This window comes from Pelobacter seleniigenes DSM 18267, assembly GCF_000711225.1.
GTDB classification, from domain to species: Bacteria; Desulfobacterota; Desulfuromonadia; order Desulfuromonadales; family Geopsychrobacteraceae; genus Seleniibacterium; species Seleniibacterium seleniigenes.
The window spans coordinates 45,326-71,144 of the sequence record NZ_JOMG01000001.1 but is presented as its reverse complement, the minus strand read 5'-3'; the positions used below and the strand labels follow the sequence as shown (position 1 = coordinate 71,144).

Sequence of the window (25,819 nt, the reverse complement as noted above, 5' to 3'; positions counted from 1 at the left end):
TTAACGCAGGTAGGTCGTCTGCAGCATGGCCTTGGCGCGTCCGTTGGGGCTGACTCCGCGGCAGGTCAATCGAATCATGTCGTAGTAGGTCGTGACTTCGCTATAATCCACGGTCGGATTGGAATCGTCGGCAATGCTGGTCAGGTACTCAGCAATACATTTGATTTCAGGTGTCGGTGGTGTGGTGCTCAGGTTGATACTCTGGTAAACGATACAGGCGCTTGAGGCAGACCAGTCCACACTTTCCCAGCGTGGCGTGCCACCGGCACTGGCCGGCTGATAGAGCCCGCTGCTGCCACTGAATGTGGGCAGGGTCGAGTAGGCGGACATTTGTGCTTCCGCCCTTCTCAGCCCTGTTTCAGCGGCTTGAAAAGCGATATCCTGTTGCTCAAGGTTATTGGCCATCTTTGCCTGGAGCAGGGTGCTGCGCATAGCGGTCAGGCCAAGAATGCTGAGAATGACCAGAATCAGTATGCCGGTGATCAGGATTGATCCATTTTCGGTTTTTAAGAGTGACATTGGTTGATTCATTGATCTTTTTCAACCTTTTCCATTGAATTAATGCAGTTTGTTGCGCAGACCCACCGTGGTTGACATGATAATGCGCAGGCGCCGATCATCGACCGGATCAAAGTCGGTGCTGCCGTCACCGTCGACGTCATATTCTTTGCTGTCTATTTCGCCGTGCTGGATTTCCGTATTGCTGCGCAACAGCAGTCCGATACGGACACTGACCACATCATCCCAGTCGGAAACCCCGGCGGCGGTGACATAACTGTCGGCATAATTGTCCGAGTCATTGTCAAGCCCATAACGGATCTGCATGGTTTCGACATTTTCGACCAGTTCAAGAGCTGTTTCTGAGTTGGTTCTGCGGAAAAGAGTGGGCTGTCCAGCGGTGTTTTCGGAGACATAGTAAACAACGGTTTGCGGAGCAAAAATCAGGGCGTCCTCCGTATAGGAATTTCCCAGGGCTGCGGCAAGGGTCATGATTCCAGTACTGTTGCTGTAACTGTTCCATTCAAATAGGGTCGCTCCCTCGCAGCCGGTCAGTAACAGTACCTCGTCATCAATCGCAGCCAACGTATTTTGCAGCCCTGAAGAAAGCTGGATTTCGGTAGCCGTTTTGTCGATATCCGCAGTGATCGCTATTTGGATTTCGGGATCAATTTCGCGGACGACCAGAATGTCACTCTTCTTTGCCGGTGAATTCAGGGCCAGGTTTGCAGAGCCGCTGACGGTGGGGTCGACCGTGCCGGAATTGTCCTGCCAGGTGCCATTATTTAACGCCTCAAGGCCGTAAATTGCCTGGCTATAGTCATAGTTAAATGAGGAACTGCCCAAAGTTGAGGTGAGCGCCGATTCGTCCTGAAGGCAGCCCAGGTATCCCGCTCCGGACAGGGACCGGCGCAATTGATAGAATGCAAAACGACCGTTTTCCTGAATCCTGCTTAACCCGTTATTGGTCGAATATGAAGCCAGACTACCGGAGTAAACCTGGTACAGGCCGCCTAACAGGACCAGGCTGATAGCCATGACCACCAGTAACTCGACGAGGGTAAAACCGGAGTTGTTCTGGGTAAACCTCCGCCGGTTCATAGTCGGGACTCCACACTGACGCTGTCTTCACCGTAACTGTCTTGCCATTGCACGGTCACTGCTGCCACCGAGCTGCTCATTTCGATGGTACCGTCGCCCCCGGGCAGGTTGTTGGCCAAAGCGTTTTTCCATTCCTCAAGATCGGTCAGGGTTATGCCACTATAATGGGAAGATGTGGGGGTTACTCTATAGGCGATGTCATAATCGCTATGAAGTGCAGCATCACGGTTGGCCCTCATGCGGTCCAGCGCATCCTGGCAAAGCTGGGTTGCTATGGAGCGGGAAAGAGCGTTGTGTCCGCCGCGCAGACCGTTTATCTGCAGTCCGGCAACGGCCAGCAAGCCGATGGAAAGAACGAGCAGGGCGATGAGCAGTTCAATAAGGGTAAACCCCTGGTTATGTTCTTTAGCGAATTGATTCATCTGATCACTCGGTTCTCATGCTGCCACTACTGTTGACAATCACGTTAATCTCTTTATTGTTTGCTGTTATGCTGATGGCATCGCCGCCGCTTGGGCTGGCCAGGAAGCCGGTTGGCTGGTAGATGATAGCGTCTGCAGCGCTGCTAATTGAGATGTCCGTGGTAAAGGTGTTGTGAGCCCTCAGAATACTGTCTGTACCATCGACATTAGCGTCCCCATTTTCATCGGTAAAAATAATCCAGCCTTGCTCCCAGCCGCTGGAGTCACAGCCTTCGAGATCAAAGCTTTGACAAACAGTAACGTTGATCTGCCTGGAAACAGCTTCACTGCGGGCGTAATTAAGTGCGCCGACCAAATCGTTGGCAGCGGCGGTAACATGATTGGTTCGGATGTAAGAGCGTAAGGGAGGCGTAGCGGTCAGCATGAGGATACCCATGACCGTCATAGCGATGATAAGTTCCAGCAGGGTAAATCCACCGTAGCTGGTATGTTGAAGGTCGGACGTGATATTCATGCGTTGTTTCAGCTTTTCATTTGTTTAGGGAAATTTATTTGATAATAATTTTAATAACAGGCTGGATTAGAAACAGATACTGGAAAACTGTTTTCAATGGGTTGTGATTTTTGTTGAAATATAAAGGAATTGAAAGGGAAAGCTTTAAATTCTTAAATATTAGTAAAATAATAAATTTTAAAAAACTGTAGCAGCTGGCGGATTGTTTTTGCTTAAATCAGTTCGAACAGAAAATAGAGCAGGGGGACAACGGCGACCAGGCACGAGGTCGAAATCAACCAGCAGGTGTTTGCCAGATCAAGATCCAGATCGTAAATGGAAGAGACGACCAGAGCGTTGAAAGCGATGGGCATGGAGGTACAGAGCAGCACGATTTTAAAGGGCAGGCCGTTATCGATGTGATGAAATCCTAACAACCACGCGGTAGTCGCTCCGATGACCGGCAGGATAAGGTGTTTGATGGTGGCAATGGTCAAACCCTCGGGGAGATTATGACTGATACTGGAAAAGCGCATGCCCAGGCCGACCGACATTAGAATCATGAATGTGCCAATGGGGACGAAAAAGCTGTTGAGGGTTTCGTACTGTGGTGGCCGTTGAACCCCGGAAAAATTTAGAGCCAGGCCCAACAGAAAGCCGCTGGTGGCGACAATAAAAAACGGGTCCCGGCCAAGATCCATGACGCGGCGCAGGATATTCAGGTTCTCATCGTCGGTTTTGAAATATTTGGTCAGGGGAAAGCCGACACTGTAATAGAGAATTTCTTCAAAAATACGATAGAGGGCAAGCATGGCAAACCCCTGTTCGCCCAGAAAAACATAGCTGATCAATCCACCAATGGAACCGAGGTTTGAGAAAAAACCGCAACTGAACATGACACTTTTCTGCGCGCCGGTGCGGTTCAACAGCTTGGCTCCCAACAGGCCTAGGCCGCCGCCCGTCAAAAGGAGTACAACGGCGACAAATGGCAGCAGAATAATCCGCAGGTTGTCGAAGGAGATAATCCAAAGCACACCCACAAAGGAAATCGGCATGATTCCGAGCATGCTGATATATTGAATCACCTTGCGCAGCCGTGGCAGAACCCGCTCAGCCTGTTGGTATTTGAAACGAATCAGCTGCTGCAGCAAATAACCGCAAATCAGCCCGGAAATAATTAAAACCAGAGAAAAGAGTATTTTTTGCATGAATTAGGTCGAGTCAGGAGAATCAGATAACCCGCGGAGGCTGTTTTAAGTTATCGTTCGGGAAAATTCATATCTGCTTGCCCTGTCCGGGTGTTTGAAACCATTCAATTCTGATTCTTTTGGAGCCACGCTGCGGCTTCTTGGCAAAGCACAGATTAAATCCTCTGTCGACACTGCTTGCCAACCACCAATGGACGGAGATTTTTTCGAATCAGCCCGGTTGTCAGGTCCTCACTGCAAGCTCATGAATTTACCGAAAAAAAGCGGATTGAGCAAAGGAAATCAACGCTTTTTTCGCTCTCTCCTGCGAGGCGCAGAGAGCGGCGGCTTCGGCTGGGAAAGGTTTTTATTGGTTGGCCGTGCTGTTGTGCCCAGCAGTTCCTTGGCCAGATCCTGTCGGCGACATATGCGCAGGGCTTCAAGAACATCCTTGCGGGATTCGGGCTTATGGAAAAGGAGCAGCGCTTTCTGCAGCCGTTTCTCTTTGGCCCCGCGGGGGACATGAATCGTTTGGCCACTGAACGGGTCTTTCCCGGTGTGATAAATGCACGTCGACAAACTGCCGGGCGTCGGAGTGAAGTCCTGGACCTGTTCGACTTTGAGCTGATGGCGTTTGAGATACAGAGCGACCTCGAGCATATCCTCCAGGGTGCAGCCCGGGTGACCGCTGATCAGGTAGGGAACGATCGCTTGCCGCAGTCCGAGGTCATGGCTGCGTTGGCGAAACCGGTCAAGAAACTCGGTAAAGACCTGCGCTCCCGGTTTGCGCATGACTTCGGTCACCTTATTCACCATGGATTCCGGCGCAACCTTGAGCAGCCCGCCGACATGGTAGCGCATTAAATCATCAAAATATCGCTCCTGAACACTGAGCAGATCATAGCGGATTCCGGAAGCAATGAAGACATTTTTGACTTTCTTGTTCTGCCTGACCTGACGTAACAGAGCGACGGCCTGACTGGCATCGGTATTGAGGTTTTTGCAGATTTCGGGATACAGGCAGCTGAGGCGCTGACATTTTTCCTGCGCCGCGGGATTGCCGCAGTTTAGTCCGTACATGTTGGCGGTGGGACCGCCGATATCGCTGATCGTCCCGTAAAAATCGGGTTGGTCGCTCAGGATAGTGATTTCTTCCAAAATGGATTCTCTGGAGCGGGATTGAATGTATTTTCCCTGATGATGGGTAATGGCACAGAACGCGCAGCCGCCGAAGCAGCCGCGATGACTGGTGATGGAGTGGCGAATCTGTTCGTAGGCGGGGATTCTGTCCCGATACTGCGGGTGAGGGCAGCGCTTGAAGGGCAGCGCGTAGATCCGGTCCAGCGCGGCTGTGGACAGCGGGGCTGCCGGAGTGTTGACAACCACAAAGCGCTGCTCATGCTGCTGTGCCAGCGGCTGGCCCGAAAAGGGATTACTCTGCTGCATGATAGTTTTAAAAGCTGCACCGTAGGCATCCGGATCGTTAGCCACGGTTTCATAGGAAGGGAGGGTAATCGCATCCTGCGGAGCTTTGTCACTTAAAAAAGCCGTGCCGCGGATATCCCTTAATTCGGCTATTGATTCCCCTTGGTTGACCCGTTCCGCGATTTCTACCAGAGCCGACTCGGCCATGCCATAGACGAGCAAATCGGCTTTACTGTCAACCAGGACCGAGCGGCGGACTTTGTCATCCCAATAATCGTAATGGGCGAAGCGGCGCAGGCTGGCTTCTAGTCCACCGATAATGACCGGCAATCCCTTGAACGCGCCCTTAACCGCGGCAGTGTAAGCAATGACGGCTCGATTCGGTCTCTGGCCAGCTCGTCCGCCGGGGGTGTAGGCGTCATTGGAGCGGATCTTTTTGGCCGCGGTAAAGTGATTGACCATCGAATCCATGGCTCCGGCGGTGATGGCGGCGAATAGCCGGGGGCGTCCCATGACCTGAAAGCTGGCCAGATCTTTCCAATCCGGCTGGGCCAAAATTCCGACCCGGAAGCCTTTATCTTCCAGCACTCTGGCCAGTAATGCGGTGCCGAAGGAGGGGTGATCAACGTAGGCATCCCCGGAGATGAACAAAATATCGAGTTCCGGCCAACGGCGCTGCTGCATATCTCGCGCGCTGATCGGGAGAAATCCATTATTGATTGCTGAGTCTTTCATTCATCCTCGGGTTTGATGGTTGCAAATAAGACGTGGTCTTAATATATCGCATTGAATGGTACAAGATAAATTGAATAAGCGGGGCTCTAACAGATATGGGGCAGGGGGTGTCTGGAATTTTCACTGTTTTGGTCAACAAAAGTTTTTTATTTCCGGCAGGAATAGTCAACAAATTCTTGAGGTTAGCGTGGTAAAAAATATGACTGAGTCTGTTAGAATTACCCTTGACTATTTTTTTAATAAAGTGTAAATATAACCAAATTTGTTACAAATACTGGCTTCAGAAAAATCCAAAAGAGGTGCTAAAATGACACTCAAGAGTATTTATCACCTTTATGTTGACGGATTTCGTTCCATGCGAGTCGGCCGAACGCTGTGGAAAATAATTCTCCTGAAGCTGTTCATTATGTTTGCAATTCTGAAGGTGTTTTTTTTCCCGGATTTTCTCGCAACGAATTTCAAAACCGATGCTGAACGGGCAGATCATGTACTTCAGAATCTGACTCAGCCTGCACACGATAAGTTCTAATGATTTATTCTCGATCATGACTGCCACGCTTGTTGCCATGCAGGTTTGAGTGAATAACCCTGACCATTTGAGGATAGGAGGAAAATCGTGATTGAACAGATCGATTTAAGCATGGTGAACTGGGCTCGAGCCACGTTCGCTCTCACGGCAATGTACCACTGGGTCTTTGTCCCGCTGACTCTCGGACTGTCGTTTCTGTGCGCCTTTTTTGAAACAATTTATGTGCGCACCGGCAATGAGCAGTGGAAAAAACTGACCAGATTCTGGATGACCCTGTTCGGGATCAATTTTGCCATTGGTGTGGCGACCGGGATCATTCTTGAGTTTGAGTTCGGGACCAATTGGTCCAATTATTCCTGGATGGTGGGTGACATTTTCGGGGCACCGCTGGCCATTGAGGGGATTCTGGCCTTCTTTCTTGAAGCAACCTTCTTCGCGGTCATGTTTTTCGGTTGGAATCGCGTTTCCAAAAAGTTCCATCTTTTTTCAACCTGGATGGTCGCAGCAGGTTCCAACCTGTCGGCATTGTGGATTCTGGTTGCCAATGGTTGGATGCAATACCCCATCGGGATGAAATTCAACCCTGATATGGCACGGTTTGAAATGCAGGATCTGTGGGCGGTGATTTCTTCCCCGATCGCGATCAGCCATTTTGTGCATGCCACAAGCTCCGGCTTTCTGTTGTCATCGCTGTTCGTGGTCGGGATTTCCAGCTGGTACCTGTTGAAAAAGCGTCACATTCAATTTGCTAAACGGTCCATCGCCGTGGCTTGTGTGTTTGGTCTGCTGAGTTCCATCTTTGTTGCTTTCACCGGAGACGAGCATGCCTTTTTGACGGTGCGCACCCAGCCGATGAAATTGGCTGCAATGGAAGCCTTGTACGATGGTCATGAGCCAACCGGGCTGACGGCCATCGGGATAGTCAATTCAGATAAAGAGCCGGGTGACGACCAGGATGCCTTCTCCTTTAAAATTGAAATCCCCGGCATGCTGACCCTGCTGGCCCATCGCAGCTTTGAGGGATTTGTCCCCGGTATTAACGATCTGGTATTTGGTAATGCAGAGCATGGCATAACCAGCATCGAAGAAAAAATCAAACGCGGCAAGCTTGCAGTGGCGGGCCTGGCCGATTACAAAAAGGCCAAGGCTGCCGATGACCAGGTCCAGGCCGGTCAGGCGTTATCGTTGTTTGATGCCAACCGGGATTTTCTCGGTTATGGGTATCTGAACTCCGCCGATGAAGCGGTCCCGCCGGTGGCTTTGACTTTTTATGCTTTCCGGATCATGGTTGGCCTGGGGACCTTCTTTATTCTGCTGTTTCTGGTCTACATCTATCTGTTGGAGAAGCGTCAGCTGGAAAACAAAACCTTTGTGCTCAAGCTTGGCTTTATCTCGCTGTTTTTGGCCTGGATCGCCTCTCAGGCGGGATGGATCGTATCCGAGGTCGGCCGCCAGCCTTGGGCTATTCAAGATATGTTGCCGGTGACGATCGCCCGTTCAAATCTTGATACGGGTACCGTAATGACCAGCTTTTTCATGTTCCTGATTCTGTTTACGGCTCTGTTGATCGCTGAGCTCAAGATCATGACCAAACAGATTTCCATCGGACCGGAAGGAGAATAACTATGTTCGGCAGCTTAGACTGGTCAACCTTACAACAATTCTGGTGGCTTATTGTATCGGTAGTCGGTTCGTTGTTCGTTTTTCTAACCTTTGTTCAGGGCGGACAGACCCTGCTGCTGACGATTCCCGGCAGCGAAGACGAGAAAACCCTGATGGTGAACTCCCTTGGCCGGAAATGGGAATTGACCTTCACGACCCTGGTCCTGTTCGGTGGCGCTTTTTATGCCTCCTTCCCACTTTTTTATGCCACCAGTTTTGGCGGTGCGTACTGGGTCTGGATCCTGATTCTTTTTACTTTTATCGTTCAGGCGGTCAGCTATGAATACCGCCGTAAGCCCGGCAACTTTCTTGGCCAAAAGACCTATGAAGTTTTTATGTTCATTAACGGATCAGTCGGTGTGCTGTTGATCGGTGCCGCGGTCGGGACTTTTTTCACCGGCTCCAATTTCACCCTGAACGAATTCAATCTGGTGAAATGGACCCATCCTCTGCGGGGACTGGAAGCGGCCTTCAGCCTGTTTAACTTAAGCTTCGGTGTCTTCCTGGTTTTCCTGGCCCGTACCCTGGGGGCGCTTTATCTTGCCAACAGCTTGGATCATGACGGGCTGGTGGCGCGCCTGAAAAAGTCATCTTTTAATAACCTGCTCTGCGCCCTGCCGTTTTTGCTTTACGTTCTGGTCAGTCTGCTGCTGATGGATGGCTATGCCGTCAACCCGGTGGATGGCACTGTCTCCCTTGAGGCCAATAAATACCTCGGCAACCTGCTGCAGATGCCTTTAAACCTGATTTTGCTGCTGGCCGGACTGGTCCTGGTTGTGCTCGGGGTTGTCGTCAATCGTTTTACCGCCTCTGTCAGAGGCATCTGGCCAGCTGGTTTAGGTACAGTGTTAACCTGTCTGGCGATCTTTTTTGTCGCCGGATACAACAACACCTCTTTCTATCCGTCCAAGGCTGATATCGCCAGCAGCCTGACCATTTACAATGCGTCAAGCAGTCATTACACCTTGACGATGATGTCCTATGTCGCTCTGACCGTCCCCTTTGTGCTGGCATATATTGTTTGGGTGTGGCGGCAGATGGACAGCAAAAAACTGACTATCGACGAACTGGCCGCAGACAAAAAAAGCTATTAACAGGAGGAAATTATGTTGATGTTAGTTTGGCTTGCACTTATCGGAGTATCCTATTATGCCGCAGTTAAGTTGCTGGGAAGTTGGGATTTGCTTTGATTGATCATTAAGGCAACCCGCCGGAGCCGAATTCAACAGCGGGTGGCAAAAGATCTTTTCCTGGACGATCAGGATATGATCATGCCTCGTTGTTGTTGGACGATATTGCTTCGGCTCGGGCAGTTGTTTTCCTGAAATAAAAATAAGCCTGAAGCGTTTGCTTCAGGCTTATTTTGTCACAGATTCTTTTGTTTTTAGCAACATCCTCCAATGGCCGGAGCGATGGAAAAGCCCTGTCCATAGGGGTTGCTGATATAATCGATTTCATTCCCTTTGGTATAGGGAAGAACACTCGCATCGATAATCAGTTCGATTTCGTTGATCAGGACAACCTGTTCATCTTTTTTCAGCTCATCCAGAGCCAAGCCCAGTTTGGGCCCGCCTCAGCCAAAGCCTTCAAAGATAACCCGGAGGTGTTTGCCCGGATGATCAGCCAGCAATTCTTTGAATTTATCCCGCGCTTTGTCGGTCATTGTCAGCATAATCCCGCTCCTTACTTTTTGGATAGTGACATGTCAATAAGTTCAGACCTAGTCTGTAAAAAGATGACGAACGGTCACGCCGCCCGCTAGGTATCATCCTCAGGTAAAGCCGCTGCCTGGCAGAGGCTGGCAGCTTCCAGCAGCCACCACCGGACGAGAGACCTTTTTTTCGGCTGGCTGTCCACAGTGGGGGCAAAGTGCTTCCGGCTGTTTCAGCCGTTGAATCTTTTCGAAGGTACGGTTGCAGAGGCGACAATGGTATTCGTAGATCGGCACGACCTTTTCTCCTTGGAAATCCAATATATTCAGAAAAATATATCTTATTCTTTTTAGCAATAGCAAGAAGGAAATTTATTATAAAAATTAATTTCTCAATTCAATGTGAGATGCACTAAAGTAGGGAGAACGGTGTTTTATCTTATGGGATGGCCGCGGTTTTTCCATGCTATGTTAATGGGAGTGCACCTAACATATGGTCAGGAAAGCCCCCTCAATGGCTTCCGCTACTTATCCGGATCATCGATCAGGATCGCCCGTTACGGGCTTCCCGGCTGCCTGCAGGCAGTTGGCTAGAATGCAAAGGAGATATGATGAGCCAGGTTATTTTGACACGTAAGGACAATTCCATCGGTTTTATCAGACTGAACCGTCCGGAGCAGAAAAATACCTTTACCCCCGAATTTGCCAACCAGCTTGACCAGGCGCTGTGGTCTTTTGAAGAAGATGCCCAGGTCCGGGTCATCGTGATTGAGGCTGCTGGCGAGCATTTTTGCACCGGTATTTCCCTGGACCAGTTTCGGGATAAGAGTCATCAGCAATATCGAGAGTTTCTGTATGGTATCGACGCCTTTTACCACACCCTGGCCCGGCTGAATAAACCGACCATCGCTGCGGTGCAGGGTTATGCTCTGGCGAACGGTGCCGGACTGGCATTTGCCTGCGATCTCACCGTGGCGAGTCGAACTGCGATTTTCGGAACGACGGCAATCAATGTCGGGTTGATCTGCCTCGGGCCGGCCGCACCGATGGCAAAAATTATCGGCCGTAAAAAGACCATGGAAATGGTGTTGACCGGGGATATGATTGATGCGGCCGAAGCTGAAAAACTTGGGCTGGTGAACAAGGTGGTTGCCGATGATCAGTTGGCGGCAGAAACGCTTCGATTGGCTGAAAAATTGGTCAGTAAAAGTCCAACGGCGCTGCGGATCGGTAAAGAGGGGCTCAAACGGTTGCAGGACGTCCCTTATCATCAGGGGCTTGATAGTATGGACGATCTGTTTGCAACGCTCTGTGCTACCGAGGATGCCGAAGAGGGGGTGCGGGCCTTTTTGGAAAAACGCTCTCCAAACTGGAAGGGGCGCTAAGGCGATTCTTACTTCATTGGCTCTTCCGGTTGCATTTCGGTCAGGTTGGACCAGTATCTTTTGGGCATGAATTGCCGGCGCAATTGAGGGTTGTAGCGGTCCGGGTTGCTGATATGTTTGTAGAATGACTTCCACAGGTTAACAATGGCGGTTTCACTGTGATGGAAACTGAGGTCCGCTGCAATCTCGACCTGGCTTTCCAGGCTCCATTCCGGACCCGCTCCGAAGAGTGCAATCCGGCGCTTGGTATCAACAATGCCCCAGCGCTGATCGCTGAAACGTCTGGCGAAATGGGCGCCCAGAAACGGTACGACGTTGGCTTGAGGTTTGACCTGTGCCAGAAAACAATCATCTTGCAGGCGGGAAAAGCGCAACAGCCCGAGCAGGCGGTGTTTCTCCCTGGCCGTCCTGAAGGCCGCGCTCTGAAAGCGCTGTACCAGCGGGTCGCTCAGTTGATCAAGACAGGGTCTGCCTCTTTTCAGAGCCCGCCCGGTGATCTTGATCAGATCCGCTTCGATGCCTTGCCATTCACTGGAAAATGCGTAAGCGAGCTTATTGGGAAACTGTTTTCCTAATTTTTTACCAAGACCACTGACCACTTTATCCGCAAAGTCATAATCTGTGGCGATCTCCTGTTCCTGGCCAAAGAGACTGGACAGGGGCGACTCGGCAAGGTTTCTGACCTCACTCCATTGCGGATAAGTTTTCAACGCGTGGCCGAGTATACAGAGAAAACCGGGCAGGCTGCCATCATAACTTAAAATCATAACTCACCCGAAAGGGCCGAAGTATCGGCAGCAAGGGGAGGTGTGTTGAAATCCAGACTCAGCTGCCGTTCTGCCTGTGGCACGAGGGCGCAGCGCAAAGCTTCTTCGGACCTGAAAGCCGCTGGCATGCTATTCCCGTCATGGAGAAAATAGCGCGCTCGCTTCATCACCACGCCGAGCTTTTTCAGGTCGTCCAGGTGCAGGGTTGTCTGGCGCCTGGCACGGAGGATTTTAGTGCAGGAGCGAACGCCAAGCCCCGGTACCCGCAGTAACTCCTCTTTGCTGGCGCGGTTGACGTTGATCGGAAAATGCTCGAGGTGGCGAAGGGCCCAGGCCGCCTTCGGGTCAAGCTCTGCGTCAAGGAAGAGTTGTTGCGGAGCGAGTATTTCATCGACATCGAACTGATAATAGCGCAGCAGCCAATCCGCCTGATATAGCCGGTGTTCCCGTTTTAGTGGTGGGCTGTTGCCAATCACTGGGAGGCGCTTGTCACTGTTGACCGGGATATAGGCCGAATAGTAGACCCGCTGGAGCTGAGGAAGACGATACAGTTGGCCCACTTGGCGTAAAATAGTCCGATCATCTTCGGGGGTTGCGCCGATGATCATTTGTGTGCTCATGCCGATTCCTGGCGGGTTGGTCTTGGCCTTCTTAGTTTGGGGTTGATGCTTAAGGTAGCTGCCCTGCGCCTGATGAAAGACCTCCAGAATCTGCTGTTGTTCTTTTTCCGGTGCCAGCAACTGGAGGCTTTTTTTGCTCGGCAATTCGATGTTTGCACTGAGTCGGTCGGCGAGCAGGGTTCCGGCATGAACCAACTCGCGGCTACAACCAGGAATGACTTTCAGGTGAATATAACCGTGGAATCGATACTGATGACGCAATATTTTCAGAGTGCGCAACAATTCGAGCATGGTTGTATCAGGGTCTGAAAAAACCGCTGAACTGAGAAATAGCCCCTCAATATAATTGCGCCGATAAAATTCCATGGTCAAACCGGCCAGTTCTTCCGCGGAAAAGCTGACCCTGCGGTGGTCATTGGAGCGTCGGTTGGCACAATAGGCACAATCATACCGGCAGGCATTGCTGAGCAGGACTTTAAGCAGGGAAATGCAGCGCCCGTCGGCTGCCCAGGAATGGCAGATTCCACTGATATGCGTTGCCCCCGGGCCTTTTCCGCTACGGGTACTGCCGCAGGATGCGCAGGATGCATCATATTTGGCGGCACCACTTAAAATAGCCAATCTGGTCTGCAGGTCGGGGGGCATGACCAACGCAGGCAAGGGGCGATATGAACGAGACGATTTTGCCAACATGATGTCCCCTTTTTATCAATGCTCCAACCGTGGACATGGCTTTATCCAGCTGGACAGCGTTTTTAGTCCAAGAGTACCCGAGTTCCTGGATTGCAGGCTGTTCATAAGGTTTTCAGTCAATCCATGGTTGTGGCCCTGGCTGGTTTGATCTGAGTGCTATGTTGCCACGCCCTTGTGACAGAAAAAGTCACAATCCTGGCGGTATTTACAGAGCTTTTTTTTGATGCCGTCTCGGGTGACGCATGAACTCAACATAAAAAAGATTATCAGCCAGCTTTTGATCCCTTGGTACGGGTCATCAATGATTTGTCAACAAAGGAAAGGGGGGCTCTTTCGAACCCCCCTTAGTGTGATGTGAACAGAACAATGAGGACTATTTCGTTATTGTTCTGGTGTACGTTTGAGCTATCTAACCTCTTTCATTGTAATTGCCAATGCCCAGTTCTCGATCGCTCAGCTGGGAGTGACTGTTCATGTTGTGTTCGGCGTAGCTGTCGACTTTCAGGTTACCCGTGTCCCGGTCGGTAGTTTTTGCACCAACTTTGTGGATACCGACAGCTGAACTATTGTTGGTGAATTGTGCTCCGGCGAAGGCGATAGAAGAAAGAGCAAAAATACCCGCAACGGCTAATATCAAAGATTTCGTTTTCATATGTTATCTCCTTTTCTGGCCAGGCGTCATCGCCTGGGACGCAGACGAATTGTTTAAGTAACTAAAACAGTAATGTATTCCATGGCCAATTAAAACTGTGCTATTTTGCATTCTATATATTCCTTCCTGGAATGGATTGGACTATCGATGAATCCCTTTGAAGCAATGGAAATATTTACCCGGGTCGTTGTAACGGGCAGTTTTTCTGCGGTAGCGCGAGAGATGAATACCGGGCAGCCAAAAATTAGTAAGCAGATTGCCGCTCTTGAGGACCGGTTGGGTTCACGGTTGTTGAACCGGACGAGCAGGCACCTGACCCTGACTGAAGCAGGGCAAAGTTATTACGAGCATTGCCTCAATATCCTGAAGCAGGTGGCTGATGCCGAAGAGGAAGTGCAATCCTTTGCCACAAATCCTCGGGGCAGATTGCGGATCAGTGCTTCCGTTGCTTTCGGGCGGTTGCATCTTGCTCCCTACCTGTCGGAATTCCTTGAGCGCTATCCGCAGATTCAGCTGGACCTGTCTTTAAGCGATCATTTCGTTGACCTGATCGGGGCGAGGATCGATGTTGCCATCCGCATTGGAGCCTTGGCGGACTCGACCCTGGTTGCCCGGCGGCTTGGCAATGCACCGTTGGTTATTGTGGGGGCGCCCGGCTACTTCAGTCGCTATGGCTACCCCCAGCATCCCCACGAGCTCAGGAAACACAATTGCCTGGTTTATACTATCCAGGAGGGGGGGCATATCTGGCGGTTTAAGAAGAACAATCAGGAATTGGCCGTGCATGTCAAAGGAAACTGTCAGTCTGATAACACCGATGGCATTCGTGACGTGATTGTTGCGGGCACCGGGTTGGCGATGGTGCCAAGTTGGATGGTTTTAAAGGAGTTGGAAACCGGCCTGCTGGAAACGGTTCTGAACGATTATCTCCCCTGGTCGACACCGATCAACGCCATCTATCCCGTTAATAAATATGTCCCCCTCAAATTACGTTGTTTCGTCGATTTTTTGAAGGAGAAGTACCTGGAGCAGAATCTGTTTGAAAATCTTTAGCCGACGGCTTTTTAAAGCTGGATTGAGTCATAATCAGGGGGGGAAAGGGGGCACCGACCGACAGGGTTTGAAACAGATCAACGGACCACAATAGACTCTGCCGAAGGCAAAATATCGCGGCTAAGCAACCGTACAAAACAAAGCGGCGCAGCGGCAAGGGCTTTTATAAAAACAATTTATAGGCCGGATCGTTGCTCTCTTCTACAAAGTGGTAGCCGAGCCGATTGAGAAACTGTTGTAAGGCTGCTTCGTGGTTGTCGGGTATCTCGAGCCCGATGAGAACCCGGCCGAACTCACCGCCTTGGCTGCGGTAATGAAACAACGAAATATTCCAGTCTGCACCCATGTCTGCCAGAAAGCGGGACAGTGCTCCCGGCCTCTCCGGAAACCAGAACCGGAACAGCCGTTCCCGGTTCGCTTCTGCGGAACGACCGCCGATCATGTAGCGAAGGTGCGTTTTGGCCAATTCATTGTCGGTCAGGTCAATGGTCTGATAGCCTTCTTTATTGAGCCGTTCGATAAATTGTTTTTTTGTTTCATCGGCACCAACGGAGACTCCCATGAACAGTTGAGCCCGAGTCCGGTCAGCCAGACGGTAGTTGAATTCGGTAATATTCAGGGTATGCAGAATATTGTTGCAGAAATAACGCAGCGCACCCGGCTGTTCTGGAATGGTGACGGCAAGGAGGGATTCTTTCCCGGCGCCGGTCATGGTACGCTCCGAGACATAACGCAGGCGCTCGAAATTCATATTGGCACCGGAGTTAATAGCGACCAGGGTTTGTCCGTTGACGGAGTTGTTTTTGACATACTGTTTCAGCCCGGCGACGCCCAACGCCCCGGCGGGTTCAACGATCGAGCGGGTGGCCTGGTAAATCGATTTGATCGCACCACACAGTTCATCGGTGCTGACCCTGATGATGTCATCGACATATTTACGGCATAACTCATAGGTCAGCTTGCCGACCTGACGGACGGCAACGCCATCGGCAAATATGCCCACCGATTGTAGAGTGATCCGCTTGCCGGCACTGAGCGATTGATACATGGCATCGCTGTCGACAGGTTCGACACCGATGATTCTGGTCTCGGGGGAGAGGGCTTTTAAATAGGCGCCGATTCCGGAAATGAGGCCGCCGCCGCCGACGGGAACGAAGACGGCGTCCATTTTCTCCGGGCTTTGCCGCAACAATTCATAAGCGATGGTGCCCTGTCCGGCAATGACCTGTTTGTCGTCAAACGGGTGGATATAGGTCATCCCGGTTTCGTCCAATATTTGCGCGCAGCGCTCAGCGGCCTCGGAATAATTGTCACCGTAAAGCACAACTTCTGCACCATAGGATTTGACCGCGTCGATTTTGATTTGCGGCGTGGTCGCGGGCATCACGATAAGTGCCTTCAGGCCGAGTTTTTGCGCTGAAAAAGCAACACCTTGGGCATGGTTGCCGGCAGAAGCGGCAATCACGCCGCGGGCCTGTTCTTCCTTGGATAACTGGGCAATTTTGTTGTAGGCGCCGCGCAGCTTGAAGGAAAACACTGGCTGCAGGTCTTCCCGTTTCAAAAGGATGCGATTCTGCAGTTCGCGGGACAATTCGGTGGCTTCCTCCAATGGGGTTTCCACTGCCGCTTCATAGACCCTTGAGGTAAGGATGTGACGGATCATTTCCTGCATAGCCAGACCATTCCTTTATTCTGCGCGTTCTCGCAACGCTAACTGGTTTTCATCCGGAAACGGCTCTTTTCCGTTCTAGCAGTGTCAATCTGCGGGCTTATTTGTGCGGCGTAAAGAACTACGCCTCCGCATTCGCCCTTGATTTCCGTGTCACATCGAAAAACTACTCGTTGCCAATTTGAGAACTTTGACGATTGTTGCCTGTTTATTCCATCCCGACAAACAGTTTGATGTACTGTAAACGTTCGTGATCTTTGGGGGTGGAGCTCTTCGCCTGACTCAGCAGCCCGCGGAAGTCACAGAGTTTTTCATAACCCTGCCGCTGCATCCAGTCGCGCAGTCCTTGTTCGATCACCTTGATCTGCCCGGTTCCATTAATAAACAGGGTTGAGCAGAGCTGGACCACTTTCGCACCGGCGAGCAGCGCTTTAATGGCATCTTCACTCTGATGAATTCCGGTGGATGCCGCCAGATCGCAACCGGTTTTGCCGGCCAGAATCGACAGCCAGCGTAGAACTTCACTGATTTCGCTCGGTTTGCTGTAGGGGTTGCCGGGGACCAGCTTTTTGTTCTCAATATCGATATCGAGCTTGTAGAACCGGTTGAACAGGACCAGGCCGTCAGCACCTTTCCAGATGATGTCGCCAGGTTCTTTGTCCTTGCCAAGCCAACCGACGCTGTAAGCCGGAGCTTCTGCACGATCCCGGGTCAGCCGGTCGGCAAAATTGGCAAAGTTGGTGAAATAGGGACCAACCTTCATAGCGACCGGAATGCTGACCTGCTGTTTGACCTGATAGAGGATTTTAAGATAGCTGTCGACGATGTCCAGACCCGGTTGTTGCGGATCGGTCGGCATCAGACTGGCATTAAGTTCGATACCATCCGCTCCGGCGGCTTCGAGTTTTTTGGCATATCCGGCCCAGCTTTCCCCGGAAACACAGTTAAGGCTGGCAATGATTGGCACATTGACCGCATTTTTGGCTTCTTTAAGCAGCTCCAGGTATTGCCGGGGGCCAAGCTCCGCACCGTATCCCTGCAGGTACTGGTAGGCCTCTCCGTAACCGGAATATTCTTCAGCATGACTGCTGAGCTGGTTGGTTTCCGCGATGATCTGCTCTTCAAAGAGAGACTTCAGAATGATGGCACCGGCACCGGCTTCAGCGCAGTCGCGAATCCCGGAAAGAGATCCCGTTTTGCTACTGCTGGCAACAATAATCGGGGATTTGAGGGGAATTCCCATATAGCTTGTTGAAATATCAATCATGTGATTTCTCCTTATGGCCTTGTTGTCAACTTGGACAATACTCGAAACGATAAATAAAAACCCGTAACAGGATAGGAATGTTATACTTTGCCCACTATGAAAAAGTTACACGTATTCAGTTTCTGGGATCGATTGCAGGCAGGGCTGCTTAAAGAGATTCTTGCTGGCGAAGGTATTGCGTGCATTTTGCGGAACGATCAGCTGTCCTCAGCGTTAGGCGAGATTCCATTTAACGAATGTTCTCCGGAACTCTGGGTTATCGATGATGAAACGTATCCTCGAGCCAAGCTGTTACTCACCGGTTGGTTGAAAAACGATAATACTAACGGCGAACCCTGGGTCTGCCCGCACTGCGGAGAGCATTGTCTGCCCCATTTTGGTGCCTGCTGGTCTTGTGGAACCGAACGCGAGTAAATACATAGCATAACAATTATTTCTTGACCAGAAATTGCGTCATTCAGGCCGCTTTTTTTGCTTGCCGTTGCTTTCAATGACCTGACAGGCTTTTCCGGTCGGCAGCACCGCCAAGCTCGATCCCTGCTGGTTGGCGGGCAGGGGCCGCAAAGATTCTTATGCAGCTATTGTTCTTGACCTGATTTGCCGTGATTCTCTAACATGCGCGTCTGCAACCTTTTGACAATGGAGATTTCTGTGAAGATGCGTATCATAATCGATTCAATGGTTTGTTGCGGCAGTTCCGAATGTATCAAGGCCTGTCCGGAAAAGGCGATAGTCCTGCACGATGGCAAAGCTGTTCTTGATGAAGCTAAATGTGATCTGGACGGCATCTGCATTCCAGCCTGTCCCCAAGGGGCTATCGGCTTTTTGGAAAACTGAGCTGGTCGGTTGCTTGCCGGCTTTTTTGCCGAGTGAGTCTCTTGTCGTCAGCAACTTGTCTGTAAAGGAACCAGACCCATGATTTTATCCGGCCAGGAAATTGAAAAAAGAATCGGCGGGGATATCGTGATTGACCCCTACGATCCTTCCCGATTGAACCCGAACAGTTATAATCTGGCCCTGCATGATGAGCTTCTCGTTTATGACGAGCCGGTTCTTGATATGAAGAAGAATAACCTTCACCACTCAATCAGGATTCCTGCCGAAGGGCTGGTCCTTGAGCCGCACCGGCTTTATCTGGGGAGAACGGTTGAGTACACGGAGACTTCAGGATTGGTTCCCATGTTGGAAGGACGTTCTTCGGTAGGTCGCTTGGGGCTTTTTGTGCATGTCACCGCAGGGTTTGGAGATGTGGGGTTCAGGGGGTTTTGGACCTTGGAGATTTTTTGCGTACAACCGATCCGGATTTATGCCGGAGTGCAGATCTGTCAGATCTATTATCATTCCATTGAAGGAGCGTACGCCAACTATAGCAGTGGAAAATACCAGAATAATTCGGGGATCCAGCCCAGTCTGCTGTACCGGGATTATCTTGAAAAATGATCGTCTGCGCGGCCGTTAAGGCGGTCTCTTGAGCGCTGCCACAAGTAGAGTAACAGCAGTATAAAATTTTGTTTTGGAAAAAAAATAAGTTTTGTCAAGCGGGAAGGCTGTTTTGATGAGCCGCTGGCGTTCTGAATTTTCGTGCCATTTCTTTGAAATTGTTGAGCTTTTCTCCCGGCTTTTGGCTGGAGGGGTAAAGTGCCTGTTTTATTATCCGTAAACCATTGTTTTATATAGGTTTTCTTCCCAGAAAAAGATTGACTTGATCTCCTTCGGTGTAAGATAAGGAAATATATATCATGTAGGGTACTCTTGAACGCTGCATGTTTTTTATTTATTCCTGAAAGGAGAGCAGATTATGGGAGCATATCATCAGCACGTGGCTGTTCCATGCCGCTGTGGTGGACAGGCAAAAATTTTCGGGCCGAGCAGTTTCGCACCGTCCAGTCATTGGGGAATCTATTGTTCCAAAGACAATTGCGAAAAAATGGCTGTTGCCGACTCCATGGAAGATGCGATCGATCGTTGGAATGAAGAGCAGGCCTTGGAAGCTTACGCTCTTTGATCCAGCTTTAATTGTTGATACAGTTCAAATATGTGAAAAAGCGGTCATGCAGGCCGCTTTTTTTTTGTCCCTCCTCGCCTTTCTGCTCTTTATAAATCATGCTATTGTTTCACTCTCGGTGCTGGGTTGATGGGACTGCCGAGTCATGAATAAACTTCAAAATGGGACTTAAATATGATGAAAATTGATGAAAATTCTCCTGCGACAATATATCTGCACGACTACCGGTCGCCGGCCTTTCTGGTCGAAAAGATCGAACTTGATTTCGATATGCACGAATCCGCAACCCTGGTTTCCTCAAAAATTCAATTTTATCTCAACCCTGACCGGGAGGGGCGGTTGGAGCCATTGTCTCTGCATGGGGAGGCGCTGCAATTGTTAGCTGTTGCCATAGATGGCGAGCCCCTTGCCGCTGGCGAGTACGTCATGACTGATGAAGGGTTGGATATCCCGGTGGTCCCGAACCGGTTTGTGCTTGAGGTCAAAACTCAAATCGACCCGGTTCATAATACCTCCCTCGAAGGCCTTTACCTTTCCAATGGCAACTTTTGCACCCAGTGTGAGGCGCAGGGTTTTCGTAAGATAACCTATTATCCTGATCGCCCCGATGTCCTGGCCCGCTTTCGGGTGAGGGTCGAGGCTGATCAGCGTTACCCGGTTCTGCTCAGCAATGGGAACCTGGTCGAGCAGGGCAAGCTTGGTAACGAGCGCCATTTTGCTGTCTGGGACGATCCCTTTCGCAAGCCAAGTTACCTTTTTGCCCTGGTGGCCGGAGACCTGGTCTGTCTGGAGGATCATTATCAGACCGGTTCCGGGCGTGACGTCCTGTTGCAGATTTACGTTGAGGCCCGTAACCAGAACTACTGTGAGCATGCCATGCGGTCGCTGCAACAAGCGATGCGTTGGGATGAAGAGGTCTATGGTCTGGAATATGATCTCAATCGTTACATGATTGTTGCCGTTGACGACTTCAATATGGGGGCCATGGAAAATAAAGGGTTGAACGTCTTTAATTCCAAATATGTTCTGGCTCATCCGGATACGGCAACGGATAGCGATTATCTGGGTGTTGAATCCGTCATCGGGCATGAGTATTTTCATAACTGGACCGGGAATCGTGTGACGTGTCGGGACTGGTTCCAGCTGAGCTTGAAGGAAGGGTTAACGGTTTTTCGTGATCAGCAGTTTTCCGCCGATCTGAATTCGGCTGCCGTTAAGAGGATTGATGACGTCAGGGTGCTGCGGCAATTCCAGTTTCCTGAAGATGCCGGCCCCATGGCTCATCCGGTGCGGCCTTCCTCCTATGTGGAAATCAATAATTTTTATACCGCTACGGTTTATAATAAGGGGGCCGAAGTCATCCGGATGATGGCGACCCTGCTCGGGCGGGAACGTTTCATTGCCGGGGTGAGACTTTATCTGGAGAGGTATGACGGGCAGGCCGCCACTTGTGACGATTTTGTCGCTGTCATGGAGGAGGCCGGAAAAACCGATCTGTCAACCTTCAAGCGTTGGTATCGGCAGTCCGGGACACCAAAAATTCATTTTGAACAGGATTATGACCCCCTTGCCCGGACTTTCCGGCTACGGGTCTCGCAAAGTTGCCCGGCAACACCGGGACAGCCGGATAAGGAACCCTTTCTCATCCCCCTGGCCGTTGGACTGCTCGACGAGTCCGGCAATGACCTCCCGCTGCGGCTGGAAGGCGAACCTGCCGCTGGTGACGGGACTCGGGTTCTTGAACTGCAGGAATCCACCCAGGAATACTGTTTCCAGGATATTCCATGTCGACCGGTTGTCTCGTTATTGCGCGGGTTCTCAGCTCCGGTGCAAATGACGACCGTTGTTGATGCGGAAGACCTGGCTTTTCAGCTGGTTCATGACAGCGATCCTTTTAATCGCTGGGAGGCCGGGCAGAAATTGGCGGTCAGTGAACTGCTCCGTAATTATCGTGAGCTTGCACCCGGCCGGGATTTTTCTTTGAGCCCTGTTTTTATGGAAGCCTGGCGAAGGGCGCTGGCTGACCGGTCGACTGATCGCAGCTTTTTGACGCAATTACTGACTCTGCCGAGCGAACAGTATCTGGCCGACCAGCTGGACGAATTCGATCCGCAGCAAATCCATGGGGTGAGGATGGCTGCCTATCGTGCCCTGGTCGGTGCAAACGAAGACCTGCTCAAGGAGCGCTATGCTGAGGCGGCTGACCCGGGTAGAGGATATCGCCTTGCCCCCGAATCCGTCGGCAGGCGCGCGTTGGCCAATTTCTGCCTGACTCAACTGTTGCAGCTGCCCAGCCCGGAAAAAATCGCTCTGGGCCTGGTCCAATATCATGAAGCCCGTAATATGACCGATCGGTTGGCTGCTTTTACCGCTCTGATCAATACGGATATCGATGAACGCGATGAACTGCTAGATGATTTTTATCGTCAATGGCAAGCGCATCCTCTGCTGGTCGACAAATGGTTCAGCCTGCAGGCGCTGGCCCCTCGGGAACAGACCTTTGCAGAGGTAAAGCGACTTTTGGGGCATCCGAAATTCAACCCTGCCAACCCGAACCGGGTTCGTTCTTTGCTGGGGGCGTTTGCACAGAATATGCTTGCCTTTCACCAGCCGGACGGTAGCGGTTATCAGCTGCTGCGGGAGCGGATTTTGCTGCTGGATCAGAACAATGCCCAGCTGTCGGCCCGCCTGGCCGGTCCTTTTACCCGCTGGCAGCGGCTTGAACCGATCCGTCGTCAAGCGATGAAGAAGGAACTTGAGATCATGCAAAAGTCGCGTTTATCACGGGATCTCTATGAAATCGTTAACAAGAGCCTGTAACGCTGGCGAACTTGAAATTTTTTGTTAAGGCGTCCTTCGGCTGCGCTCTTGAGGTATCTTTCGAGGTGAGGAACAATGATTTTGCCAAATTATACGATTGTTGGCTGCGGTGATATCGGCCTGAGAGTGGCGCGTGAGTTGATCAGTGCCGGTCATCGGGTTCAAGCGACCGCACATTTTGCAGAAAGGGGGGCTGCCCTTGAGCAAGAGGGCATCCGCCCTATTGTGGCTAATTTTGACTACCAGGATGAGGTTCCTGAACTTCTCGTGCACGGACATGGGATCTTTTATTTTTTGCCTCCCCAGGGTGGGGGGAGCAGCGATTACCGCATGGTTAATTTTTGTCGTCGTTTGTCTGTCGATAACTGTCCCAGCAAGCTGGTCTATATCAGTACCAGCGGAGTTTATGGAGATTGCGGCGGACAACTGGTCACTGAAGAAACTCCGCTTAATCCGTTGACCAGCCGGGCAAAACGCCGGGTGAGTGCAGAAACCCAGCTTGGCGAGGCCGCTTCCAGGCTCGGTTTCGAATTGGTTATTTTGCGGGTGACCGGGATTTACGGTCCCGGGCGCCTCCCTTTTGCCCAGTTGCAGAAAGGCCATCAGGTTTTGCGCCCGGAAGAGTCTCCACTGACCAATCGTATCCATAGTCTTGATCTTGTCCGGATCTGTCTGGCCGCCATGGAGCGTGGGAAGCAGGGGGATGTTTTTAATGTCTGTGACGGACATCCAAGCAGCATGAGCGAGTATTTTACCCAGGTTGCCGAGACTTTCGGGTTCCCGGTGCCGGAGCAATTGACTATGGCTGAAGCTGAGCGGGTGATGAATCCGCTCACCCTCTCTTTTCTGAAGGAATCCCGCCGGATGTCAAACCGTAAAATGTTGGCCGAACTGCAGATTGAGCTGGCCTATCCGGACCTTGCGAGCGGATTACCGGCCTGTGAGGTCGACTTATGATCAGGCAGGTTGGTACTGCAGTTGTCAAGCCGGTCGCCGGTTTTACCCGTGGCTTCGGTTATCCGGCCAAAGCGGCCAGACTGTTTATGCGCAAACCCGGCTTAATAAGATTTTTGGTCATTCCTTTTTTCATCAACCTGCTGGTTTTTTCAAGTGCCGTCTATTACGGCCTCGATCTTTTCCAGCAGGTGCTGCAGACTTATGCGCCCCAGACCGAGGTCTGGTACGGAATGATTCTGTATTATCTGGCCTGGGTGGTCGCTTTGTTGTTAACGACGGTGATGGTTTTTTTCTCTTTTACCGTCGTCGGCAACCTGATCGCATCTCCTTTTAACGAACTGTTGTCGGAGCGGACCGAGAATCTGGTGCTGGGGGAACCCCCTCAGGAAGGATTCAGTGTGCGGCGTTTTCTGGTCGAATCAGGGTCGGCCTTTATCGCTGAATTGAAGAAAATGGCTCTGTTCCTTGGCTGTATGCTGCTGCTGTTCCTGCTCAACTTCATCCCTGGGATCGGCTCGCTGATTTATGCTGTCCTGGCGCCCTTGTTGACCCTGTTTTTTCTGGCCGTGGAATATATGGCCTTTGTTTTGATGCGCAAGCAACTCAGCTTTGCAGATCAGCGACGCTATGTTTTTAGACATCCCATGTTGATGGGAGGTTTTGCCTGCAGCGTGTTTTGCCTGCTGGCTATTCCTTTTTTGCAGTTCTTTTGTATCCCTCTGGCCGTAGTTGGTGCCACCCTGCTTTGGTGCGATTTCCCAGGGGAGGAAGAATCACGCTTCTCGCAGACGCGCTAATAGTTTCATTCGGTCATTCCGCTTTGGCATGCGCAAGGGTGGGCGGATGGAGGTTTGTTGGCCATTTGAAAATGAAATATTTGACGTAATTTTCTATTGTTAGGGTGGTGTAAGATTTTTATGAGCGGAAGATGATTCGACGGTTGCCGTGCCTTTTAATCTGGGCTAGACTGTCACCTGTCGAAAGAATTTATTTTTATCATGATTCTGTATAAAGCATTGGTTGGCTAAGCACAATTGTGAATAGCTGAGGCTTGGTGGTGTTAGGGGGGGCGCGAAGGCCTGAAGCTGGTTACAAGGTCCCGAAAATTAAAGTATCGCCATAGGGCGGTCATTTGTGGCGCCATCTATCTTGGGATATAAAACATTGAGGGAGATTTCTGTCCGATGAGCGAACCTGGAAAGACAAAGTTTCAAGTTGATTTGCGGCGACACCTGCGTGAAAACTATGTACATGAGAGTCTGACCCACCTGATTTGCGAGATCGCAGAAGCTTCCAAATATATCATCAATTCCATTAGAACCGGCGATCTTGGGGTGGCGGGGACGTCAAATCTTTATGGTGAAGAGCAGCTGGCTCTGGATGTTCTTGCCGACCGTATCCTGCGTAAACGCCTGGATCATTCACGTGTTGTCGCTAACATGATGTCGGAAGAAATGGATGAAATCATTCCCATCTCTCCTGACTGTGAAGGCAAATATTCGGTTGCCTTCGATCCCTTGGACGGCTCCTCCCTGGTTGATGTCAATCTCGCTGTCGGCACAATTGTTTCGATTTATGAGGGCTGCGATTTGCTGCAGCCCGGTCGTAACCAGGCTGCAGCGATGTATATCCTGTATGGACCGCGGACGACGCTGGTTTACAGTGTCGGTAAAGGTGTGCATGAGTTTGGCATGAACAACCTCATGGAATATACCCTGCTGCGTGAGAATATCACCATAGAGCCCGAAGGAAATCTTTATGCTCCCGGCGGTATGAGGAATCTGTATACCAGTGGTGTCGAAGCCTTTGTCTCCACTCTGGAAAAAAGAGGCGTCAAGTTGCGTTACAGTGGCGGCTTTGTCCCTGATATCAACCAGGTGCTGCTAAAAGGGAAAGGCATTTTCTTTTATCCTCATCTCAAAAATCAACCCAAAGGCAAATTGCGCCTGTTGTTTGAGCTCAATCCAATGGCGTTCCTGATCGAACAGGCCGGTGGCGCCGCATCCAACGGTCGCCAGCGAATTCTCGACCTGCAGGCCGAGCAAATTCACGAGCGTTCGCCAGTATTTATCGGTTGTAAAAAAGATGTCGCCATGGCTGAGGAGTTTATTCGTAAGCACGAAATTGAAAACAGTCCAGGAGTGCCCAAAAAGGTGACATCCAAAGAACCTCAGCCCGCCTGATCCAGGTGGCTGTTGAACGGACCGTTCGGCCGTTTTTCAAGTATG

Annotated in this window: 26 protein-coding genes; 13 read left to right on the top strand and 13 right to left on the bottom strand. The window is 51.0% G+C overall.

Annotated features, from left to right (window positions below; genetic code table 11):
• The 6 genes from N909_RS23480 to N909_RS0100315 all read right to left on the bottom strand — a co-directional run bounded on the left by N909_RS23480 (nucleotide 1) and on the right by N909_RS0100315 (nucleotide 5,861).
• Entirely contained in the window at nucleotides 1-519 is a 519-nt protein-coding gene (locus N909_RS23480) for a pilus assembly PilX family protein (RefSeq protein WP_029909645.1), read from the bottom strand.
• Nucleotides 520-558: 39 nt separating this feature from the next.
• The gene (locus tag N909_RS0100335) at nucleotides 559-1,599 is read right to left on the bottom strand and encodes a PilW family protein (protein ID WP_029909642.1); all 1,041 of its coding nucleotides are present in this window, start codon (nucleotides 1,597-1,599) and stop codon (nucleotides 559-561) included.
• Nucleotides 1,596-2,021, bottom strand: coding sequence for a type IV pilus modification protein PilV (pilV, locus tag N909_RS0100330; protein ID WP_029909639.1), 426 nt, complete (start codon nucleotides 2,019-2,021; stop codon nucleotides 1,596-1,598). Before pilV ends, N909_RS0100335 begins: the two co-directional genes overlap by 4 nt.
• Before the next feature lie 4 nt (nucleotides 2,022-2,025).
• The gene (locus tag N909_RS24210; RefSeq protein WP_051689401.1) at nucleotides 2,026-2,535 is read right to left on the bottom strand and encodes a GspH/FimT family pseudopilin; all 510 of its coding nucleotides are present in this window, start codon (nucleotides 2,533-2,535) and stop codon (nucleotides 2,026-2,028) included.
• Between the two features lie 212 nt (nucleotides 2,536-2,747).
• Complete coding sequence (locus tag N909_RS0100320; RefSeq protein WP_029909634.1) at nucleotides 2,748-3,722, bottom strand: AEC family transporter; 975 nt, start codon at nucleotides 3,720-3,722, stop codon at nucleotides 2,748-2,750.
• A 282-nt stretch (nucleotides 3,723-4,004) separates the two neighbouring features.
• Nucleotides 4,005-5,861, bottom strand: coding sequence for a YgiQ family radical SAM protein (locus N909_RS0100315; protein ID WP_084167288.1), 1,857 nt, complete (start codon nucleotides 5,859-5,861; stop codon nucleotides 4,005-4,007).
• A gap of 307 nt (nucleotides 5,862-6,168) precedes the next feature.
• Between N909_RS0100315 and N909_RS0100310 the strand changes: the two genes are divergently transcribed.
• The 3 genes from N909_RS0100310 to cydB all read left to right on the top strand — a co-directional run bounded on the left by N909_RS0100310 (nucleotide 6,169) and on the right by cydB (nucleotide 9,146).
• Nucleotides 6,169-6,390, top strand: coding sequence for a DUF4492 domain-containing protein (locus N909_RS0100310; protein WP_029909627.1), 222 nt, complete (start codon nucleotides 6,169-6,171; stop codon nucleotides 6,388-6,390).
• Nucleotides 6,391-6,477: 87 nt separating this feature from the next.
• Nucleotides 6,478-8,013 (top strand): cytochrome ubiquinol oxidase subunit I, encoded by a 1,536-nt coding sequence (locus N909_RS0100305; protein ID WP_029909625.1) that lies wholly within the window; start codon nucleotides 6,478-6,480, stop codon nucleotides 8,011-8,013.
• 2 nt (nucleotides 8,014-8,015) lie between these two features.
• On the top strand, nucleotides 8,016-9,146 hold the full coding sequence (cydB, locus tag N909_RS0100300; protein WP_029909622.1) for a cytochrome d ubiquinol oxidase subunit II: 1,131 nt from the start codon (nucleotides 8,016-8,018) through the stop codon (nucleotides 9,144-9,146).
• A gap of 290 nt (nucleotides 9,147-9,436) precedes the next feature.
• Here cydB and N909_RS26440 read toward each other — a convergent pair whose 3' ends face one another.
• Together N909_RS26440 and N909_RS25120 are read right to left on the bottom strand one after the other, a co-directional pair.
• Nucleotides 9,437-9,724 carry a HesB/IscA family protein gene (locus tag N909_RS26440; protein ID WP_332925384.1) on the bottom strand — a complete coding sequence of 96 codons (288 nt, stop codon included), beginning with the start codon at nucleotides 9,722-9,724 and terminating at the stop codon, nucleotides 9,437-9,439.
• Nucleotides 9,725-9,823: 99 nt separating this feature from the next.
• Nucleotides 9,824-10,000 carry an FmdB family zinc ribbon protein gene (locus N909_RS25120; protein WP_162179093.1) on the bottom strand — a complete coding sequence of 59 codons (177 nt, stop codon included), beginning with the start codon at nucleotides 9,998-10,000 and terminating at the stop codon, nucleotides 9,824-9,826.
• Between the two features lie 314 nt (nucleotides 10,001-10,314).
• Here N909_RS25120 and N909_RS0100275 point away from each other — a divergent pair, with 314 nt between their 5' ends.
• A complete protein-coding gene (locus N909_RS0100275) occupies nucleotides 10,315-11,088 on the top strand; it encodes an enoyl-CoA hydratase/isomerase family protein (protein WP_245613547.1) in 774 nt (257 codons plus the stop codon).
• Between the two features lie 8 nt (nucleotides 11,089-11,096).
• Here N909_RS0100275 and N909_RS0100270 read toward each other — a convergent pair whose 3' ends face one another.
• From N909_RS0100270 to N909_RS0100260, 3 genes are all read right to left on the bottom strand, one after another.
• The gene (locus tag N909_RS0100270; RefSeq protein WP_029909616.1) at nucleotides 11,097-11,855 is read right to left on the bottom strand and encodes a TIGR03915 family putative DNA repair protein; all 759 of its coding nucleotides are present in this window, start codon (nucleotides 11,853-11,855) and stop codon (nucleotides 11,097-11,099) included.
• A complete protein-coding gene (locus N909_RS0100265) occupies nucleotides 11,852-13,120 on the bottom strand; it encodes a putative DNA modification/repair radical SAM protein (protein ID WP_029909613.1) in 1,269 nt (422 codons plus the stop codon). The genes N909_RS0100270 and N909_RS0100265 overlap by 4 nt, the downstream gene beginning before the upstream one ends.
• Before the next feature lie 457 nt (nucleotides 13,121-13,577).
• Nucleotides 13,578-13,820: a hypothetical protein gene (locus tag N909_RS0100260; RefSeq protein ID WP_029909609.1), complete on the bottom strand. Its 243-nt coding sequence runs from the start codon at nucleotides 13,818-13,820 to the stop codon at nucleotides 13,578-13,580.
• A 147-nt stretch (nucleotides 13,821-13,967) separates the two neighbouring features.
• On the opposite strand from N909_RS0100260, the gene N909_RS0100255 reads away from it, so the two are divergent.
• The gene (locus tag N909_RS0100255; protein WP_029909606.1) at nucleotides 13,968-14,873 is read left to right on the top strand and encodes a LysR family transcriptional regulator; all 906 of its coding nucleotides are present in this window, start codon (nucleotides 13,968-13,970) and stop codon (nucleotides 14,871-14,873) included.
• Nucleotides 14,874-15,036: 163 nt separating this feature from the next.
• Here the strand turns inward: N909_RS0100255 and ilvA are convergent, their stop codons facing one another.
• Both ilvA and N909_RS0100245 read right to left on the bottom strand, forming a co-directional pair.
• Nucleotides 15,037-16,545, bottom strand: coding sequence for a threonine ammonia-lyase, biosynthetic (ilvA, locus tag N909_RS0100250; RefSeq protein ID WP_029909603.1), 1,509 nt, complete (start codon nucleotides 16,543-16,545; stop codon nucleotides 15,037-15,039).
• Between the two features lie 205 nt (nucleotides 16,546-16,750).
• Nucleotides 16,751-17,809, bottom strand: a complete 1,059-nt coding sequence (locus N909_RS0100245; RefSeq protein ID WP_029909600.1) for a dihydroorotate dehydrogenase-like protein — start codon at nucleotides 17,807-17,809, stop codon at nucleotides 16,751-16,753.
• A 96-nt stretch (nucleotides 17,810-17,905) separates the two neighbouring features.
• On the opposite strand from N909_RS0100245, the gene N909_RS26525 reads away from it, so the two are divergent.
• From N909_RS26525 to N909_RS0100195, 8 genes are all read left to right on the top strand, one after another.
• Nucleotides 17,906-18,223, top strand: a complete 318-nt coding sequence (locus tag N909_RS26525; RefSeq protein ID WP_029909598.1) for a large ribosomal subunit protein bL32 — start codon at nucleotides 17,906-17,908, stop codon at nucleotides 18,221-18,223.
• A 243-nt stretch (nucleotides 18,224-18,466) separates the two neighbouring features.
• On the top strand, nucleotides 18,467-18,646 hold the full coding sequence (locus N909_RS0100230) for a 4Fe-4S binding protein (RefSeq protein ID WP_029909595.1): 180 nt from the start codon (nucleotides 18,467-18,469) through the stop codon (nucleotides 18,644-18,646).
• 78 nt (nucleotides 18,647-18,724) lie between these two features.
• Nucleotides 18,725-19,249 carry a dCTP deaminase gene (gene dcd, locus N909_RS0100225; protein WP_029909593.1) on the top strand — a complete coding sequence of 175 codons (525 nt, stop codon included), beginning with the start codon at nucleotides 18,725-18,727 and terminating at the stop codon, nucleotides 19,247-19,249.
• 358 nt (nucleotides 19,250-19,607) lie between these two features.
• A complete protein-coding gene (locus N909_RS0100220) occupies nucleotides 19,608-19,814 on the top strand; it encodes a hypothetical protein (RefSeq protein ID WP_029909589.1) in 207 nt (68 codons plus the stop codon).
• Nucleotides 19,815-19,988: 174 nt separating this feature from the next.
• Nucleotides 19,989-22,634, top strand: a complete 2,646-nt coding sequence (pepN, locus tag N909_RS0100210) for an aminopeptidase N (RefSeq protein WP_029909585.1) — start codon at nucleotides 19,989-19,991, stop codon at nucleotides 22,632-22,634.
• A gap of 75 nt (nucleotides 22,635-22,709) precedes the next feature.
• Nucleotides 22,710-23,591, top strand: coding sequence for an SDR family oxidoreductase (locus tag N909_RS0100205; RefSeq protein ID WP_029909583.1), 882 nt, complete (start codon nucleotides 22,710-22,712; stop codon nucleotides 23,589-23,591).
• Nucleotides 23,588-24,388, top strand: coding sequence for a sulfate transporter CysZ (gene cysZ, locus N909_RS0100200; protein WP_029909579.1), 801 nt, complete (start codon nucleotides 23,588-23,590; stop codon nucleotides 24,386-24,388). Before N909_RS0100205 ends, cysZ begins: the two co-directional genes overlap by 4 nt.
• A 387-nt stretch (nucleotides 24,389-24,775) precedes the next feature.
• On the top strand, nucleotides 24,776-25,774 hold the full coding sequence (locus N909_RS0100195; protein ID WP_051689400.1) for a class 1 fructose-bisphosphatase: 999 nt from the start codon (nucleotides 24,776-24,778) through the stop codon (nucleotides 25,772-25,774).
• Nucleotides 25,775-25,819 lie beyond the last annotated feature (45 nt).

What these genes read in the sequence shown, in the direction of transcription:
- N909_RS23480 (WP_029909645.1), bottom strand. Translation starts at nt 519, where the DNA reads ATGTCACTCTTAAAAACCGAAAATGGATCAATCCTGATCACCGGCATA.
- N909_RS0100335 (WP_029909642.1), bottom strand. Translation starts at nt 1,599, where the DNA reads ATGAACCGGCGGAGGTTTACCCAGAACAACTCCGGTTTTACCCTCGTC.
- pilV (WP_029909639.1), bottom strand. Translation starts at nt 2,021, where the DNA reads ATGAATCAATTCGCTAAAGAACATAACCAGGGGTTTACCCTTATTGAA.
- N909_RS24210 (WP_051689401.1), bottom strand. Translation starts at nt 2,535, where the DNA reads ATGAATATCACGTCCGACCTTCAACATACCAGCTACGGTGGATTTACC.
- N909_RS0100320 (WP_029909634.1), bottom strand. Translation starts at nt 3,722, where the DNA reads ATGCAAAAAATACTCTTTTCTCTGGTTTTAATTATTTCCGGGCTGATT.
- N909_RS0100315 (WP_084167288.1), bottom strand. Translation starts at nt 5,861, where the DNA reads ATGAAAGACTCAGCAATCAATAATGGATTTCTCCCGATCAGCGCGCGA.
- N909_RS0100310 (WP_029909627.1), top strand. Translation starts at nt 6,169, where the DNA reads ATGACACTCAAGAGTATTTATCACCTTTATGTTGACGGATTTCGTTCC.
- cydB (WP_029909622.1), top strand. Translation starts at nt 8,016, where the DNA reads ATGTTCGGCAGCTTAGACTGGTCAACCTTACAACAATTCTGGTGGCTT.
- N909_RS0100275 (WP_245613547.1), top strand. Translation starts at nt 10,315, where the DNA reads ATGAGCCAGGTTATTTTGACACGTAAGGACAATTCCATCGGTTTTATC.
- N909_RS0100270 (WP_029909616.1), bottom strand. Translation starts at nt 11,855, where the DNA reads ATGATTTTAAGTTATGATGGCAGCCTGCCCGGTTTTCTCTGTATACTC.
- N909_RS0100265 (WP_029909613.1), bottom strand. Translation starts at nt 13,120, where the DNA reads ATGCCCCCCGACCTGCAGACCAGATTGGCTATTTTAAGTGGTGCCGCC.
- N909_RS0100260 (WP_029909609.1), bottom strand. Translation starts at nt 13,820, where the DNA reads ATGAAAACGAAATCTTTGATATTAGCCGTTGCGGGTATTTTTGCTCTT.
- N909_RS0100255 (WP_029909606.1), top strand. Translation starts at nt 13,968, where the DNA reads ATGAATCCCTTTGAAGCAATGGAAATATTTACCCGGGTCGTTGTAACG.
- ilvA (WP_029909603.1), bottom strand. Translation starts at nt 16,545, where the DNA reads ATGCAGGAAATGATCCGTCACATCCTTACCTCAAGGGTCTATGAAGCG.
- N909_RS0100245 (WP_029909600.1), bottom strand. Translation starts at nt 17,809, where the DNA reads ATGATTGATATTTCAACAAGCTATATGGGAATTCCCCTCAAATCCCCG.
- N909_RS26525 (WP_029909598.1), top strand. Translation starts at nt 17,906, where the DNA reads ATGAAAAAGTTACACGTATTCAGTTTCTGGGATCGATTGCAGGCAGGG.
- N909_RS0100230 (WP_029909595.1), top strand. Translation starts at nt 18,467, where the DNA reads ATGCGTATCATAATCGATTCAATGGTTTGTTGCGGCAGTTCCGAATGT.
- dcd (WP_029909593.1), top strand. Translation starts at nt 18,725, where the DNA reads ATGATTTTATCCGGCCAGGAAATTGAAAAAAGAATCGGCGGGGATATC.
- N909_RS0100220 (WP_029909589.1), top strand. Translation starts at nt 19,608, where the DNA reads ATGGGAGCATATCATCAGCACGTGGCTGTTCCATGCCGCTGTGGTGGA.
- pepN (WP_029909585.1), top strand. Translation starts at nt 19,989, where the DNA reads ATGATGAAAATTGATGAAAATTCTCCTGCGACAATATATCTGCACGAC.
- N909_RS0100205 (WP_029909583.1), top strand. Translation starts at nt 22,710, where the DNA reads ATGATTTTGCCAAATTATACGATTGTTGGCTGCGGTGATATCGGCCTG.
- cysZ (WP_029909579.1), top strand. Translation starts at nt 23,588, where the DNA reads ATGATCAGGCAGGTTGGTACTGCAGTTGTCAAGCCGGTCGCCGGTTTT.
- N909_RS0100195 (WP_051689400.1), top strand. Translation starts at nt 24,776, where the DNA reads ATGAGCGAACCTGGAAAGACAAAGTTTCAAGTTGATTTGCGGCGACAC.